Source organism: Streptosporangium brasiliense, assembly GCF_030811595.1.
GTDB lineage: Bacteria > Actinomycetota > Actinomycetes > Streptosporangiales > Streptosporangiaceae > Streptosporangium > Streptosporangium brasiliense.
Window position 1 is genome coordinate 5,633,371 of record NZ_JAUSRB010000002.1, and the last position, 13,834, is coordinate 5,647,204.

At 73.2% G+C, this 13,834-nt stretch carries 10 protein-coding genes; 7 read left to right on the forward strand and 3 right to left on the reverse strand.

The annotated features are described in order from the left end of the window. The first annotated feature begins 334 nt into the window (after window positions 1–334). The 6 genes from J2S55_RS34280 to J2S55_RS34305 all read left to right on the forward strand — a co-directional run bounded on the left by J2S55_RS34280 (window position 335) and on the right by J2S55_RS34305 (window position 8,529). Window positions 335–3,751, forward strand: coding sequence for a phosphodiester glycosidase family protein (locus tag J2S55_RS34280; protein ID WP_306869442.1), 3,417 nt, complete (start codon window positions 335–337; stop codon window positions 3,749–3,751). Between the two features lie 305 nt (window positions 3,752–4,056). Continuing rightward, the gene (locus tag J2S55_RS34285; protein WP_306869444.1) at window positions 4,057–4,716 is read left to right on the forward strand and encodes a ThuA domain-containing protein; all 660 of its coding nucleotides are present in this window, start codon (window positions 4,057–4,059) and stop codon (window positions 4,714–4,716) included. A 130-nt stretch (window positions 4,717–4,846) separates the two neighbouring features. Next, a complete protein-coding gene (locus J2S55_RS34290) occupies window positions 4,847–5,752 on the forward strand; it encodes an SDR family oxidoreductase (RefSeq protein ID WP_306869446.1) in 906 nt (301 codons plus the stop codon). A 314-nt stretch (window positions 5,753–6,066) separates the two neighbouring features. Then, window positions 6,067–7,287 carry a Tm-1-like ATP-binding domain-containing protein gene (locus J2S55_RS34295; protein ID WP_306869448.1) on the forward strand — a complete coding sequence of 407 codons (1,221 nt, stop codon included), beginning with the start codon at window positions 6,067–6,069 and terminating at the stop codon, window positions 7,285–7,287. Continuing rightward, window positions 7,284–8,105, forward strand: a complete 822-nt coding sequence (locus tag J2S55_RS34300; protein ID WP_306869450.1) for a phosphoenolpyruvate hydrolase family protein — start codon at window positions 7,284–7,286, stop codon at window positions 8,103–8,105. The genes J2S55_RS34295 and J2S55_RS34300 overlap by 4 nt, the downstream gene beginning before the upstream one ends. A gap of 16 nt (window positions 8,106–8,121) precedes the next feature. Further along, window positions 8,122–8,529, forward strand: a complete 408-nt coding sequence (locus J2S55_RS34305; RefSeq protein WP_306869453.1) for a cupin domain-containing protein — start codon at window positions 8,122–8,124, stop codon at window positions 8,527–8,529. A gap of 233 nt (window positions 8,530–8,762) precedes the next feature. Here the strand turns inward: J2S55_RS34305 and J2S55_RS34310 are convergent, their stop codons facing one another. Further along, window positions 8,763–10,223 (reverse strand): alpha/beta fold hydrolase, encoded by a 1,461-nt coding sequence (locus J2S55_RS34310; protein ID WP_306869455.1) that lies wholly within the window; start codon window positions 10,221–10,223, stop codon window positions 8,763–8,765. A gap of 185 nt (window positions 10,224–10,408) precedes the next feature. On the opposite strand from J2S55_RS34310, the gene J2S55_RS34315 reads away from it, so the two are divergent. Continuing rightward, window positions 10,409–11,059, forward strand: a complete 651-nt coding sequence (locus J2S55_RS34315) for a TetR/AcrR family transcriptional regulator (RefSeq protein ID WP_306869457.1) — start codon at window positions 10,409–10,411, stop codon at window positions 11,057–11,059. Window positions 11,060–11,304: 245 nt separating this feature from the next. Here the strand turns inward: J2S55_RS34315 and J2S55_RS34320 are convergent, their stop codons facing one another. Both J2S55_RS34320 and J2S55_RS34325 read right to left on the reverse strand, forming a co-directional pair. Further along, on the reverse strand, window positions 11,305–12,741 hold the full coding sequence (locus J2S55_RS34320; RefSeq protein WP_306869458.1) for an N-acetylmuramoyl-L-alanine amidase: 1,437 nt from the start codon (window positions 12,739–12,741) through the stop codon (window positions 11,305–11,307). 74 nt (window positions 12,742–12,815) lie between these two features. Then, entirely contained in the window at window positions 12,816–13,775 is a 960-nt protein-coding gene (locus J2S55_RS34325) for a M23 family metallopeptidase (protein ID WP_306869462.1), read from the reverse strand. Between the last annotated feature and the right edge of the window lie 59 nt (window positions 13,776–13,834).

The window sequence follows — 13,834 nt, forward strand, 5'->3', positions numbered from 1 at the left end:
GATCTCTTGTCCGGTACGTCGCCCCGGCCCGCGATGTCCTGGCGTACTCCGGCCGCCCCCTCAGGGGCCGATCGCAGGCGGTGGCGGCCAGGCGGCGGTGCTCGGTCGGGCGGGAGGCGTCGAAGGCCCCTTCCGGTCGCGCTGGTCAGGGCGTGATGCTCGGCCGGCTTCCGGCCGCGATGGCGCCGGCGGGTGCGGACGCCTCCGCGCCCCGCGCCCCGCGCCTTGGGACGCCGGCGCCTGAAATTTTCTTTTAGGTCACCTCGAAGTCTTGAAACTTGTAACCATTGCGCGGTTGAGTTCGGGGGTGCCCCCAAGTCACCACCCCCGCATAGTGGCCACGGCCCTGCTCGCCCCCCTGCTCGCCTTCAGCGCGGCGGGCCCCGCCCAGGCCGATCCGTCGCCGTCGCCCTCACCCGCGCGGCCACAGCAGGCCCTCGTCGAGGACGCGCCGCAGGCGTCGTCCGACCAGGCCCCGTCCACGCTGCTCGTCGCCCCCGGGGCGCGGCAGCTGGAGACGGCCAAGAAGACCCGGCCGGTCGCGCCGGGGATCACCCTCACCTCCTTCGACCGCTACGACAGCGCGGGCTGGCTCCGCGCCGACGCGATCGCCGCGGACCTCACGGCCGGCGCGAGCGCCGACTACGTGTACTCGGGCGAGGTGTCGAAGACCGAACCGCTGTCCGGACCCGCGGAGCGGTCCCGGGCCGTCGCCGCCGTCAACGGCGACTTCTTCGACATCAACAACTCCGGCGCGGCGCAGGGCATCGGCATCCACAACGGGGAGCTCGTCCAGTCCCCGATGGCGGGCCACAACAACGCCGTCACCGTCACCCCCGACGGGGTCGGGCGGGTGCTGCAGATGAACTTCGACGGCACCGCGACGCCCGCCGGCGGCGCCCCGATCACGCTGACCCAGTTCAACCAGCTCATCCAAGGCAACGGCGTCGGGCTGTTCACCCCGCTGTGGGGCTCCTACGGCCGCGGCCGCGCGGTCGAGGGCGCGGCCGCGGTCACCGAGGTCGTGCTGGAGGGCGGCGTCGTCACCGAGGTGCGCACCTCCGCGGGCAGCGGCCCGATCCCGGCGGGCACGGCCGTCCTGCTCGGCCGGGACGCCGGAGCGACGGCGCTCGCCGCGCTGAAGCCCGGCGACCGCGTCGAGGTCAAGTATCAGCCGAAGCCCTCCCAGGGCGGAGCGGTCAAGGCGGCCGTCGGCGGCAGCCAGATCCTCGTCAAGGACGGTGTCGCCCAGACCTCGGCCGACAACGCAGCCCATCCGCGTACCGCCGTCGGTTTCTCCGCCGACGGCCGCAAGATGTACATGCTGACGGTCGACGGCCGGCAGGCCGACAGCAGGGGCGTCACGCTCACCGAGCTCGGGGCGATGATGGCGGAGCTCGGCGCGCACAACGCGCTGAACCTCGACGGCGGCGGCTCCTCGACGATGCTCGCCCGGGAGCCCGGCTCCGCCGGCGTGCAGGTGGAGAACAGCCCCTCCGACGGCGGCGAGCGGCACGTCCCCAACGGCCTCGCGCTCTACGCGCCCGCCGGCAGCGGCAAGCTCAAGGGCTTCTGGGTGGAGACGGCCAGCGACCCGACCAGGGCGCCGGGCGCCGGCCCGGTCAGCGGCGGCCGTCCCGACCGCGTCTTCCCCGGCCTCACCCGCAAGCTCACGGCGGCCGGCTACGACGAGACGTACGGCCCCGCGGCGGGCACCCCGTCGTGGCGGTCGGGCCAGGCGGTCCACGGGCTCGTCGGCCGCGACGGCACCTTCCGCGCCCTCGTGCCCGGCCGGACGACCGTCACCGCCTCCCGCGGCGGTGCGGAGGGCGAGATCGCCCTCACCGTCCTGCAGCCCCTCGCCCGCCTCGGCACGACGACCGACCGGGTCGGCCTGGCGGGCGCCGACGCCTCGGGCACGTTCGGAGTGGTCGGCTACGACCGCAACGGCAACTCCGCCCCCGTCGACCCCTCGGACGTGCGGCTCGACTACGACAGGGAACTGCTCGACGTCGCCGCCTCCGAGCACGGCTTCTTCACGGTGAAGGCGAAGCGGGCGACCGGCTCCGGCCTGGTGACCGTGCGGGCCGGCGGGTCCAGCACGGCGGTGCCGGTGACCGTCGGGTACGAGGACGTCCCGGCCGCCGACTTCGAGGACGCGGGGTCGTGGACGTTCGCCGCGGCCCGCGCGACGGGCTCGCTGTCGGCGGCGCCGGGCCAGAGCGGCGGCGGCCTCAAGCTCGCCTACGACTTCACGCAGTCGACGGCGACGCGCGCGGCCTACGCGAGCCCGCCCCAGCAGATCACCGTGCCGGGCCAGCCGCAGGCGTTCGGACTGTGGATCAACTCCGCGGGCAAGGGGGAGTGGCCGAGCCTGGAGTTCTACGACGCCCAGGGGCAGTCGCAGATCCTCCGCGGCCCCTACCTCACGTGGACGGGCTGGAAGTTCGTCGAGTTCGCGGTGCCGCCGGGGGTGAACTACCCGCTGAAACTCCGCCGGTTCTACGTCGCCGAGACCAGGGCCGACCAGAAGTACAGCAGTGAGATCACGATCGACGGGCTCGTCGCCAAGGTGCCGCCGACGGTGGCGGTGCCGGCGGCCCCGAAGACGGCCGACCCGGTGATCCGTCCGGGGAGCGAGGTCGCGGCGGCGCCGTGGCGCTTCGCGGTCATGTCCGACGCGCAGTTCGTGGCACGCGACCCCGACAGCGACATCGTCGCCAACGCCCGCCGTACGCTGCGGGAGATCAAGGCGGCCAGGCCCGACTTCCTGCTCATCAACGGCGACCTCGTCGACGAGGCGTCGCCGGAGGACTTCGCGCTCGCCAAGCGGATCCTGGACGAGGAGCTCCACGGCGAACTGCCCGTCCACTACGTGCCCGGCAACCACGAGGTGATGGGCGGCAAGATCGACAACTTCAGGTCGGTCTTCGGCGACACCTACGGTGGCTTCGACCACAAGGGGACCCGTTTCGTGACCCTCGACACCTCGCGGCTGAACCTGCGCGGGGGCGGGTTCGAGCAGGTGGCCATGTTGCGCGAGCGTCTCGACGCGGCGGAGAAGGACCCGTCGATCGGCTCGGTCGCGGTGCTGTTCCACGTGCCGCCGCGCGACCCGACGCCCGGCAAGGGCAGCCAGCTCGGCGACCGCAAGGAGGCCGCGCTGGTCGAGGGCTGGCTCGCGGACTTCCAGCGCACCACCGGCAAGGGTGCCGCCTACATCGGCGCTCACGTCGGGACCTTCCACGCCTCGCGGGTCGACGCCGTGCCGTACTTCATCAACGGCAACTCCGGCAAGAACCCGGCCACGGCGGCCGACGACGGCGGCTTCACCGGCTGGTCCCTGTGGGGGGTCGACCCGGTGACCGAGAAGGAGGCGGCACACGTCCGGCGCAACTGGTTCGCCGACGCGCCGGCCTGGATCGGCACGCAGGTCCGCCCGCACGTCGATGGGCTGACCCTCACGGCGCCCACGTCGGTGGAGGCCGGCAAGCCCGGGCAGGTCTCGGCGACGCTGACGCAGGGCACCCGCACGGTGCCCGCCGCCTACCCCGTCTCGGTGGACTGGTCGGGCTCGCCCAACCTGCACGTCGGCACCCGGGCGGGCGCGAAGGCGCGCCACATCGCGGTGCTCGACCCCGCCACGGGGACGCTGACAGCGCTCCGCTCCGGCCAGGTCGTCGTCGCGGTCACGGTGAACGGCGTCACCCGGCAGGCGACGGTCACGCTGTCGGCGCGGGCCGCGGCCTGACCGTGCCCGAGCCGGCCTGACCGCGTCCGAGCCGGCCTGACGGGCCGGCGCGACCGGCGACCGGCGACCGGCCCCGTGCCGCACGGCCCTGACCGTGCGGCACGGGGCCCGTCCCGTCCGTGGACACGGGCCCGTCAGGCCCACGTCCGAGGACGCCGCCGACCGCCCCGTGCCGGGGCCTGGCCGTGTCGCCCGGTTGACGCGGACCCGGCGGTGGCGCTGGGATGGCAGCGGCCAGATCGACCAAGACGGACCCCACACGTGGCGGAGCCGCACCGGGTCCGGGATCAGCCGGGGAGCAGGGCATGACCAGACACGCGCTCGTCGTCCGGGGAGGCTGGGAGGGGCACGTCCCCGACGAGGCGACCGGCCTGTTCATCCCCGGGCTCGCCGAGGCGGGTTTCGAGGTCACCGTCGCCGGCGACCTCGACGTCTACGCCGACGCCGACCTGCTGGCCGCCACCGATCTCATCGTGCAGTGCTGGACGGGCGGCACGCTCAGCGGGCGGCAGTCCGCCGGGCTGCTGGCGGCCGTCGAGGCGGGCACCGGGTTCGCGGGGTGGCACGGGGGAGTGGTGGCCGCCTTCGACGACCGTGACTACCACCGGATGGTCGGTGGCCTCTTCTTGTCCCACCCCGAGCATTTCCTCGAATACGACGTCGTCATCGACCCGGCCCGCGCCGACCACCCGATCGTCGCCGGGCTGGACGGCTTCACCGTCCGCACCGAGCAGTACTGGATGCTCACCGACTCCCTCAACGACGTCCTCGCCACCACCACGCTGGTCCCCTCCGGCGGCGGCCCGCACGCCGTGCCCGTCCCCATGCCCGTGGTGTGGACCCGCCGCTGGGGCGCGGGCCGGGTCTTCTTCTCCGCGATCGGCCACAACCTCGCCGATCTGACACATCCCACCGTGCGCGCCCTCACCCTGCGCGGTCTGCTCTGGGCAGGCCGCGCGGGGTGAGGGAGGCCGCCCGCCGGAACCCGCCGGACGGCTGACCCGCCGCGCCGTCACCCGGCGGGCCCGCGTCGTTGACATCGGCCGGGGTCTCCGAGACGCTCCCTGGAGCTGGGTTCTGGGACCGGGAGGCCGGATGAGCGGGATCGTGGCGGGGCGGGTGGTGATCGTCACCGGGGCCGCCCGGGGGATCGGACGCGGGCACGCGCTGGAGTTCGCGCGCCACGGGGCCCGGGTGGTGGTCAACGATCTGGGCGCGGAGGTGGACGGCACGGGCTCGTCGGCCGGGCCGGCCGGACAGGTCGTCGAGGAGATCCGCACGATGGGCGGTGAGGCGATCGTCAACGGCGAGGACATCTCCGACTTCGAGGGCGCGGGCCGGCTGGTGCGGGCGGCCGTCGACCACTACGGCGACCTGCACGTCCTGGTCAACAACGCCGGCATCCTGCGGGACCGGATGCTGGTCAACATGACGATCGAGGAGTGGGACTCCGTCGTCCGGGTCCACCTGCGCGGCACCTTCGCGCCGATGCGCCACGCCGCGACCTTCTGGCGCGAGCGGTCCAAGGCGGGCGTCCCGGTCGACGCGCGGATCATCAACACCACCTCCTCGTCCGGCATCTACGGCAATCCAGGGCAGAGCAACTACGGGGCCGCCAAGGCGGGCATCGCGTCGCTGACGGTCATCGCCGCCCAGGAACTGGCCCGCTACGGCGTGACCGTCAACGCGCTGGCCCCTACCGCCCTGACCCGCATGACGGAGAACCTGAGCGCCGGCGGCCGCTTCGACGAGCTCCGTCCCGAGGACGTGGCGCCGCTGGCGGTCTGGCTGGCCTGCGCGGAGGCCCGGGGGATCACCGGCCGGGTCTTCAACGTGCGGGGCGGCGTGATCAGCGTGGCCGAGGGCTGGCACGCGGGCCCGGAGGTGGACAAGGGCGCCCGCTGGGAGCCGGCCGAGCTGGGCGCGGTGATCCCGGACCTGGTCGCCAGGGCGGTGCCCAACGCCCTGCAGAACGGCCGGATCCCGGGGCGGCAAGACTGACCCGGCCGCCGGGACTCCGGGTCGCATGGCTTCCGGGCTTCCGGGCTTCCGGGCTTCCGGGCTTCCGGGCTTCCGGGCTTCCGGGCTTCCGGGCTTCCGGGCTGCAGGGGCGTCGGGCCGTGATCCCGGCGCCGGGGGAGGGTTGGGGGAGGGAGGCCGGCGCCGGAGAGTGCGGCGCCCGCCGGCGGGGCATGTCAACGCCAGGCCCGGTACGGGCCTCCGGCCGGCGGGGACCGTCTACCGGGGCCGGCGTGCCCGGCCCCGGGAGCGACCGGCGGCGGGGAAGGTCTGCGGACGGAGGGGCGTGGCGTGAGATGCCGACGATCTGCCTGGTAGGGACGCTGGACACGAAGGGACAGGAGTACGCCTGGCTCCGTGAGCGCCTGCGCGGGCTCGGCTGCGAGGTCGTCCTGGTCGACGCCGGGGTCGGCCGGGCGCAGGTGACCGCCGACATCGGCAACGACCGGGTGGCCCGGGCCGCCGGGGCCGAGGCCGGGGCGCTGCGCGCGGCGGGGGACCGGGGCGCCGCCGTCGCCGCGATGGGCGAGGGCGCCGCGGCGATCCTGGCCGAGCTGTACGGCGAGGGCCGGCTCGACGGCGTGCTCGCGGTCGGCGGCAGCGGCGGATCCTCGATCGCGGCCCGGGCCGTACGCGATCTGCCGATCGGCCTGCCGAAGGTCATCGTGTCGACCATGGCCTCCGGTGACGTGGCCCCCTACGTGGGCGCCAAGGACGTGACACTGATGTACAGCGTCGTCGACATCGCCGGCGTCAACCGGCTCTCCAGGCGCGTCCTCGGTAACGCGGCCGCCGCCGTGGCCGGCATGGCGAGCGCCGAGGTCCCGGCCGGCGGCGACGACCGCCCGCTCGTCGCCGCGTCCATGTTCGGCGTGACCACGCCCGCGGTGGACGCGGCCCGGGAGCGCCTGGAGGAGCTCGGCTACGAGGTGCTCGTCTTCCACGCGACCGGGTCCGGCGGGCGGGCGCTGGAAGGGCTCGCCGCGAGCGGGCTGCTGGCGGGCGTGCTCGACCTCACCACCACCGAGCTGGCCGACGACCTGGTCGGCGGCGTGCTGTCGGCCGGTCCGGAGCGGCTGACCGCGGCCGGTGCGGCGGGCGTGCCCCAGGTGGTCGCCCCCGGCGCGCTGGACATGGTCAACTTCGGCCCCCGGGACACGGTGCCCGAGCGCTTCGAGGGGCGCACGCTCTACGTGCACAACCCGACCGTGACGCTGATGCGGACCACCGCCGAGGAGATGGGCGAGCTCGGCCGCCGGGTGGCCGGGAAGCTGCGCGGCGCCACCGGCCCGGTGACGCTGTTCCTCCCGCGCGGCGGGGTCTCCGCCCTCGACGCCCCGGGCGGCGCCTTCCACGACCCCAAGGCGGACGAGGCCTGCTTCGAGGCCCTGACGGACGGCCTGCGCGGCACGGCCGTCGAAACAGAGGAGCTCGACCTGCACGTCAACGACCCCGGGTTCGGCCGCGCGGCGGCCGACCGGCTACACCAGATGATCACTTCGGGAGGGACGCGGTGAACCGCGGAGACATCCTCGCCCGACTCCGCCGGACCGTCGCCGAGGGCCGCCCGGTCATCGGGGCGGGCGCGGGCACCGGCCTGTCGGCCAAGTGCGCCGAGGCCGGCGGCGTCGACATGATCATCATCTACAACTCCGGCCGTTACCGGATGGCGGGCCGCGGCTCGCTGGCCGGGCTGCTGCCCTACGGCGACGCCAACCAGATCGTCGTCGAGATGGCGGCGGAGGTGCTCCCCGTCGTCCGGGACACCCCGGTCCTGGCCGGGGTGTGCGGCACCGACCCGTTCCGGCTGATGCCCAGGTTCCTCGACCAGCTTGCCGCCATGGGCTTCGCCGGCGTGCAGAACTTCCCGACCGTGGGCCTGTACGACGGGGTCTTCCGCCAGAACCTGGAGGAGACCGGCATGGGCTACGACCTGGAGGTCGAGATGGTCCGGCTGGCGCGCGAGCGCGACCTGCTGAGCGCGCCCTACGTCTTCGACGAGGACCAGGCGCGCGCCATGGCCGAGGCGGGCGCCGACGTCCTGGTCCCGCATGTCGGGCTGACCACCAAGGGCAGCATCGGCGCGGGGACCGCCCTGAGCCTGGACGAGGCCGTGGAGCGGGTCCAGGCGATGCGCGACGCCGCGGTGGCCGTCCGGCCCGACATTCTCGTGCTCTGCCACGGCGGGCCGATCGCCGAGCCCGAGGACGCGGCCTGCGTGCTGTCGCGCACCGAGGGGGTCGTGGGCTTCTTCGGCGCGTCGTCGGTCGAGCGGCTGCCGACCGAGCGCGCCGTCACCGAGCAGGTCAGGGCCTTCAAGTCGATGAAGTTCTGAGATCTCAGGAGATCGCATGCATGTGAGTCCCGACGCGGTTCCCACGATGGCCTTCGACTGGGGGGCGATCAAGTGGTTCGTCACCCCGTCGACCGTCCAGGGGGCGACCGGCACGTTCGGCGAGGTGATAATCAACCCCGGCCAGGGGCACGCCCGGCACAACCACCCCGACGCCGAGGAGATCATCTACGTGATCTCCGGCGAGGCCGTGCAGATGGTCGACGACGGCGAGCCGTTCCCGATCAAGGAGGGCGACACCGTGCACATCCCGGCCGGCGCCTACCACTCGACCTTCAACGCGACCTGGCGTCCGCTGCGCCTCATCGTCACCTACACCCCCGGCGGCGAGGAGAAGGCGCTGGAGGCCGCGCCGGACCTGCGCGTGCACGGGGCCGGCAGCGTGGCGCGGTGGCGCCAGGCCTGACGGCCGCCCCGCTTCCCGCCGCCGCCTCGCGCGACGGGCGCGCGGGCGCGGGCTGACACATCTCGATCCCCCGCGTGGGCGCGGGCTGACACATGTCGATCCCCGGCGGGCCGGGCAGGGCCGGTCCGCCGGGATCGATGCCGGGCCGGCGCGTCCGCAGCCCGTGACGGCCGGTGATCCCATCTCGCGCCGGTGCCCGCGCGAGGGGCCGCGGGCCCCGAGCGCGCCGCCGGTCAGTAGGCGGTGGTGAAGCGCTCGCGGACGAAGGAGCCCTTCTCCAGGGCGTCGACGATCGCGCAGGCGTAGTCGCCGACGGAGATGCGGCTCTCCCCGTTCTCGTCGGTGATGGGGGTGTCGCCGGCCTCGGCCCGGTAGACGCCGGTCTTCTCGCCCGGTACCAGGTGCATCGGCGGCGGGCTGACGTAGGACCACTCGACCGGGGTCTCCGCCCCGCGGAGGATCTCCAGCGCCTCGGTCTGGTCGCGGGCGGTCTCCAGATACTCCGGCGGGAAGTTCGGGGAGTCCACGTAGCGCTGCCCGGGGGCGTACTCCAGGCTCCCGCCGCCGCCGATGAACATCAGGCGGTTCACCCCGGCGAGCGGGAGCCCTTCGAGCAGCGCCTGGGCGCCCCGGGGCACCAGCCGGTCCGGGCCCTTGATCCCGGCCACCACGGCGTCATGCCCGGCGACCGCGTCCTTGACCGAGGCGGGGTCGGTGACGTCCATGGTGTCCCTGCCCAGCGCGGTGATCAGGTGACCCCGGGCGGCGGCCTCCCGGGCGACGGCGCCGGCGAGGTTTCCGGCGGCACCGATGACTGCGATCTTCATGGGAGCGTCCTTCCGGAGGCCGTCGACGAAGTCGGCGATGAGGGGGGCGATCTCGGGGAGGTTCTCCTCGAGGGCGAAGTGACCGGTGTCGAAGAGGTGGAGCTCCGCCTCCGGCAGGTCCCGGAGGTAGGCGCGGGCGCCGGCCTCCGGGAAGAAGGCGTCGCCCCGGCCCCACACGATGAGAGTGGGCGGCCGGTGGTCGCGCAGCCACTGCTGCCACTCGGGGTAGCGGGCCACGTTGGAGTGGTAGTCGAGGGCCAGGTCGACCTGGGCCTCCTTCCGGCCCGGAAGGTCCAGGAAGTGCTGGTCGAGGATCCAGCCGTCGGGGGCGACGAGCTCGACGTCGGTGGTGCCGCCCTCGTACTGGCCCCGGGTGACCGGCAGTTCGAGGATCTGCCTGACGTTGGCCTCGGCCCCCTCGACGCCGGGCCGGTTGGCGATCATGCCCCGGGCGAGGTCCGACAGGCCCTCCTCGTAGAGGTTGGCGTTCTGGACGATCAGCCCGGCGATCCACTCGGGGTGCCTGGTGGCCAGCCGGAAACCGACGGGGCCGCCGAAGTCGAAGGTGTACATCACGAACCTGTCCAGCCCCAGCGCCGTCACGAAGCCCTCGACGACGTCGGCCAGCCGGTCGAAGGAGTAGGTGAAGTCCTCCGGGGCCTCGGTGAGCCCGAAACCCGGGTAGTCGGGGGCGATCAGCCGGTACCGGTCGCCGAGGGCGTCCATCAGCCGCCGGAACTGGTGCGAGGCCGAGGGGAAGCCGTGCAGGAGGAGGAGCGCGGGCGCGTCCGCCGGGCCGGTCTGCCGGTAGAAGACACGGACTCCGTCGACGTCCACATACCGGTGTGCCACACGAGGGGTGTTCATTTCACATGCCTCCATGCCGTGATGATGCATTAGTTATAGCGGGCAAGGATCTAATGGGTCAAGTTGTGAAAGTAGCGTTAGTCGCATGCTCCATGCCGGAAGCCGCCGCCACGCCGCGCTCGAATCTTCCGGCTAATGCGAACAAGTTTGCGTTAATCTGGATGATGGCAGGAGGAGGGGACTTAATGCAAGACGGTTCGCATTTGGAGTCCAAGCGGCGGCCGGGCGGCCGTACGGCGCGCAACCGCGCCGCCGTACTGGACGCCACGCTGGCCGAACTGGTCGAGCACGGCTACGCCGAGACGAGCATGGAGAAGATCGCGATGCGGGCGGGGGTGGCGACCTCCACCGTCTACCGGCGGTGGACCAACCTGGAGGGGGTGATCCAGGATCTGGCGCACCGGTTCGCCGACGACGCGGGCGTGCCCAACGGGGGGGAGTCCTTCCCCGATTCGGGGGATCTCGAGACCGACCTGCGGGCTCTGGCCGGGGCCTTCCTGACGATCTACGCGCACGTGGCCCAGCGCGTCTGGCTCGACGTCATGGTGGCGGCCGCGGTCCGCGACCCGGCCGCCCGCGAAACCCTGTCGGCGGTCGTGGCCTCCCGGATCCGGGAGACCTCGCTCCTGGTCCGGCGGGCCATCGACCGTGGGGAGGTGCCCGCCGACACCGACGCGGAGGAGGTGATCCGGATGGTGGCCGCCCCGTTCTACTACCGGATGCTCGTCACCGCGGAGCCGATCGACTCCGCCCTCGCCGACCGGGTGGCCGCGATGGCCGCGCACGCGGCCCGGGCCGGGATCCTGGTGCGCCGGGCCACCCCACCGGAGCAGTAGACGGCGGGAGGCCGGCACGCGGTGAGGTCGGCACGCGGTGAGGCCGATACGCGGCGAGGCCGGCACGCTCCCGGCCCGATCGCCGGACGTGCCGACCTGCTGATCATCCCCGACGGGGGTGCGCGTCCGCCGGCCCGGATGCCGGCCCGGCGGACGGGGGCGGCCGCCGCGGCCCCCGCCTCGCGGCCGCGCCCCCGTCATCGATCACCTGCGGACGGTGAGCCGTCCGAGGCGTGCCCGGCCGGCTACCCGCAGTGCTCGAAGGGGCTGTCGTAGCTGGAGGCGCCGGCCTTGCCGCCCCACTTGACGCACTTGTCGGCCGCGGCGGCGCGCACCGGGCCGGCGTAGTAGGCGAAGTTGCCGGAGTCGGTGATCCGGCTGCTGCCCTGGACCTCCAGGTAGGCGCTGGTGGCCGTCGCCGTGCCGAGGGAGGTCTTCTTCACGGTGGCGACGCAGTTGTAGCCGTTGGCGCTGTTGTAGAGCAGGTAGACGGTGCCGGCCGTGCCCAGGGCGGCGGAGTCGATCACCGTGTAGCCGCTGCCGCAGACCGACTCGGGAGTGTGCGGGTTGGTGCCGCCGCCGCTGCCGCCGACGTACTGCATGTACTTGGTCCAGTCCCAGTACGGGCCGGGGTCGGTGTGGTCGTTGCCCGGGACCTCGACGTGCCCGACGATGTGGGTGCGGTCCTTGGGGATGCCGTACCGGTCGGCGATGCTGCGGGTCAGCGCCGCAGAGGCGCGGTACATCGTGTCGGTGAACCAGGAGGCGTTGTCGACGTAGCCCTCGTGCTCGATGCCGACCGACCGGCTGTTGTAGTCACGGGCGTGCCAGGCGCGGTCCTTCTCACGGACCATCTGGGTGATGTCGCCGTCGGAGGAGCGGACGACGTAGTGCGCCGAGACCTGGGCGGCGGGATTCTGGAACCAGGAGATCGTGCCGGCGTAGGAGCCCTGGGTCACGTGGATGACGATGCGGTCGATCGGGTCGCTCGCCGGCCGGTTGGAGACGGCGTAGTTGCTGGAGCTGGCCGGGACCCAGTGCGCCGAGGGGTAGTCGACGGCCGCGGCCGCGAAGGTCCTGTCCAGGTCCGGGGCCTTGGCGTAGTCGCCGCGGTCGGGCTGTACCGCCTGCGCGGTCACGGTCAGCGCCTGGCCGCCGGGGGTGGTGGCGCGCACGCCGGCGGCGAGCAGCTCGTAGACGGTGTCGGCGTACAGCCGGGCCACCTCGGGGGAGGAGGCGTTGCCGTACCGGGCCACCGCCGTGTACCACTTGCCGGCGTCCTTGCGGGCGGCGGCGTCCAGTCCGAGCTCGTCGGCGTAGGCGCGTAGCACCGCGGCGCCGCCGGTGATGTTGGCCGCGTCGTCGCTCTTCAGCGCCGAGAGCGGTTGTGCGGTCAGTGCGGCCGCGCGCTCCAGGGTGTGGGCGGTGGGGTTGCTGACCAGATGCATCACTCCGTAGCCGCCGCTGGCGCTGGGCTCGCCGTGGTGTCCGTCGAGGTGGGTCTCGGCGTATCCGAGGGTGACGAGCAGGTCGCGGGGGATCTCGTAGGTCGCGGCCGCGCGGGCGAAGGCGTCGGTCATGGGATCGGCCGGAGCGGCGCTCGCGGGCCGGCCCACCAGGAGCGAGAGGGGGATGAGCGAACCGGCCAGCAGCACGGCTGAACGGCGGAGTCGGGCCTGCACAGATTCTCCTCAGGGAGTGGGGATCCGCTGAAGGGGCCGCCCCCGGCCGGTGCGGGCGGAGGCGGCCCCGGGCATCAGCTGCCGCAGTGTTCGAAGGGGCTGTCGTAGCTGGAGGCGCCGGCCTTGCCGCCCCATTTGACGCACTTGCCGGCACCGGAGGCGCGCACCGGACCGGCGTAGTAGGCGAAGTTGCCGGAGTCGGTGATCCGGCTGCTGCCCTGGACCTCCAGATAGGCGCTGGTGGCCGTCGCCGTGCCGATCGACGAGCGCTTGATGGTGGTCACGCAGTTGTAGCCGTTGGTGTTGTTGTAGAGCAGGTAGACGGTGCCGGCCGTGCCCAGGGCGGCGGAGTCGACCACGTCGTAGCCGCTGCCGCAGACCGACTGCGGGGTGTGCGGGTTGGTGCTGCCGCCGCAGTTGTTGGAGGTCACGGTCTGGACCGGGTAGCCGAACGTGGTCCCGTTGAAGACGGCCTTCTGGATGTTGGACGGGTAGCTGCTGCCCATCCGGACCTCGTAGTGCAGGTGGGGTGAGATGTAGTTGCCGGGCTTGCTGGTGTTGCCGACGGTGCCGATCTGCTGGCCCTGGGAGACCTGGACGCCCGCGCTCACCGAGCGCACGTTCAGGTGCGCGTAGTAGGTGGACCAGCCGCCACCGTGGTCGATCTTGACGAGGTTCCCGTATCCGTTGGTCGACCCCTGGTGGGCCGAGATGACCACCGTGCCGGCCGCGGCCGCGACGACGGGGTCTCCCAGGTCGGCGTCGGCGGTGCTACCCCGGTTGAAGTCGATCTCCCACGACTGGTGCGCGCTGCTCGCGCTGGAGTTACCCGTCCAGCTCTGCCCGCAGGGGAAGGGCAGCTGGAAGTTCGTCGCCAGGAGGGTCGCCCCGTCGTCCGGGGCGGGATCGGTCTCGCTGCTGTTCGGCACAGGGTCCCCCAGCACCCCCGCACCGGCGCCCGGAGCCATGACGGCGCCGCCCGCGAGGCTGAGCAGCAGGGCGAACCCCACCGTGAGCACCCCTCTGAGTCTCATGCGGATCCTTTCCACAGGTCCCGGGGGCGAAGCCTTGACCGGCACCGTGCACTGTCTGT

Excerpts from the sequence above, each read along its gene's own strand:
- J2S55_RS34285 (WP_306869444.1), top strand. The coding sequence starts at position 4,057 with ATGACCAGACACGCGCTCGTCGTCCGGGGAGGCTGGGAGGGGCACGTC.
- J2S55_RS34290 (WP_306869446.1), top strand. The coding sequence starts at position 4,847 with ATGAGCGGGATCGTGGCGGGGCGGGTGGTGATCGTCACCGGGGCCGCC.
- J2S55_RS34295 (WP_306869448.1), top strand. The coding sequence starts at position 6,067 with ATGCCGACGATCTGCCTGGTAGGGACGCTGGACACGAAGGGACAGGAG.
- J2S55_RS34305 (WP_306869453.1), top strand. The coding sequence starts at position 8,122 with ATGCATGTGAGTCCCGACGCGGTTCCCACGATGGCCTTCGACTGGGGG.
- J2S55_RS34310 (WP_306869455.1), bottom strand. The coding sequence starts at position 10,223 with ATGAACACCCCTCGTGTGGCACACCGGTATGTGGACGTCGACGGAGTC.
- J2S55_RS34315 (WP_306869457.1), top strand. The coding sequence starts at position 10,409 with ATGCAAGACGGTTCGCATTTGGAGTCCAAGCGGCGGCCGGGCGGCCGT.
- J2S55_RS34325 (WP_306869462.1), bottom strand. The coding sequence starts at position 13,775 with ATGAGACTCAGAGGGGTGCTCACGGTGGGGTTCGCCCTGCTGCTCAGC.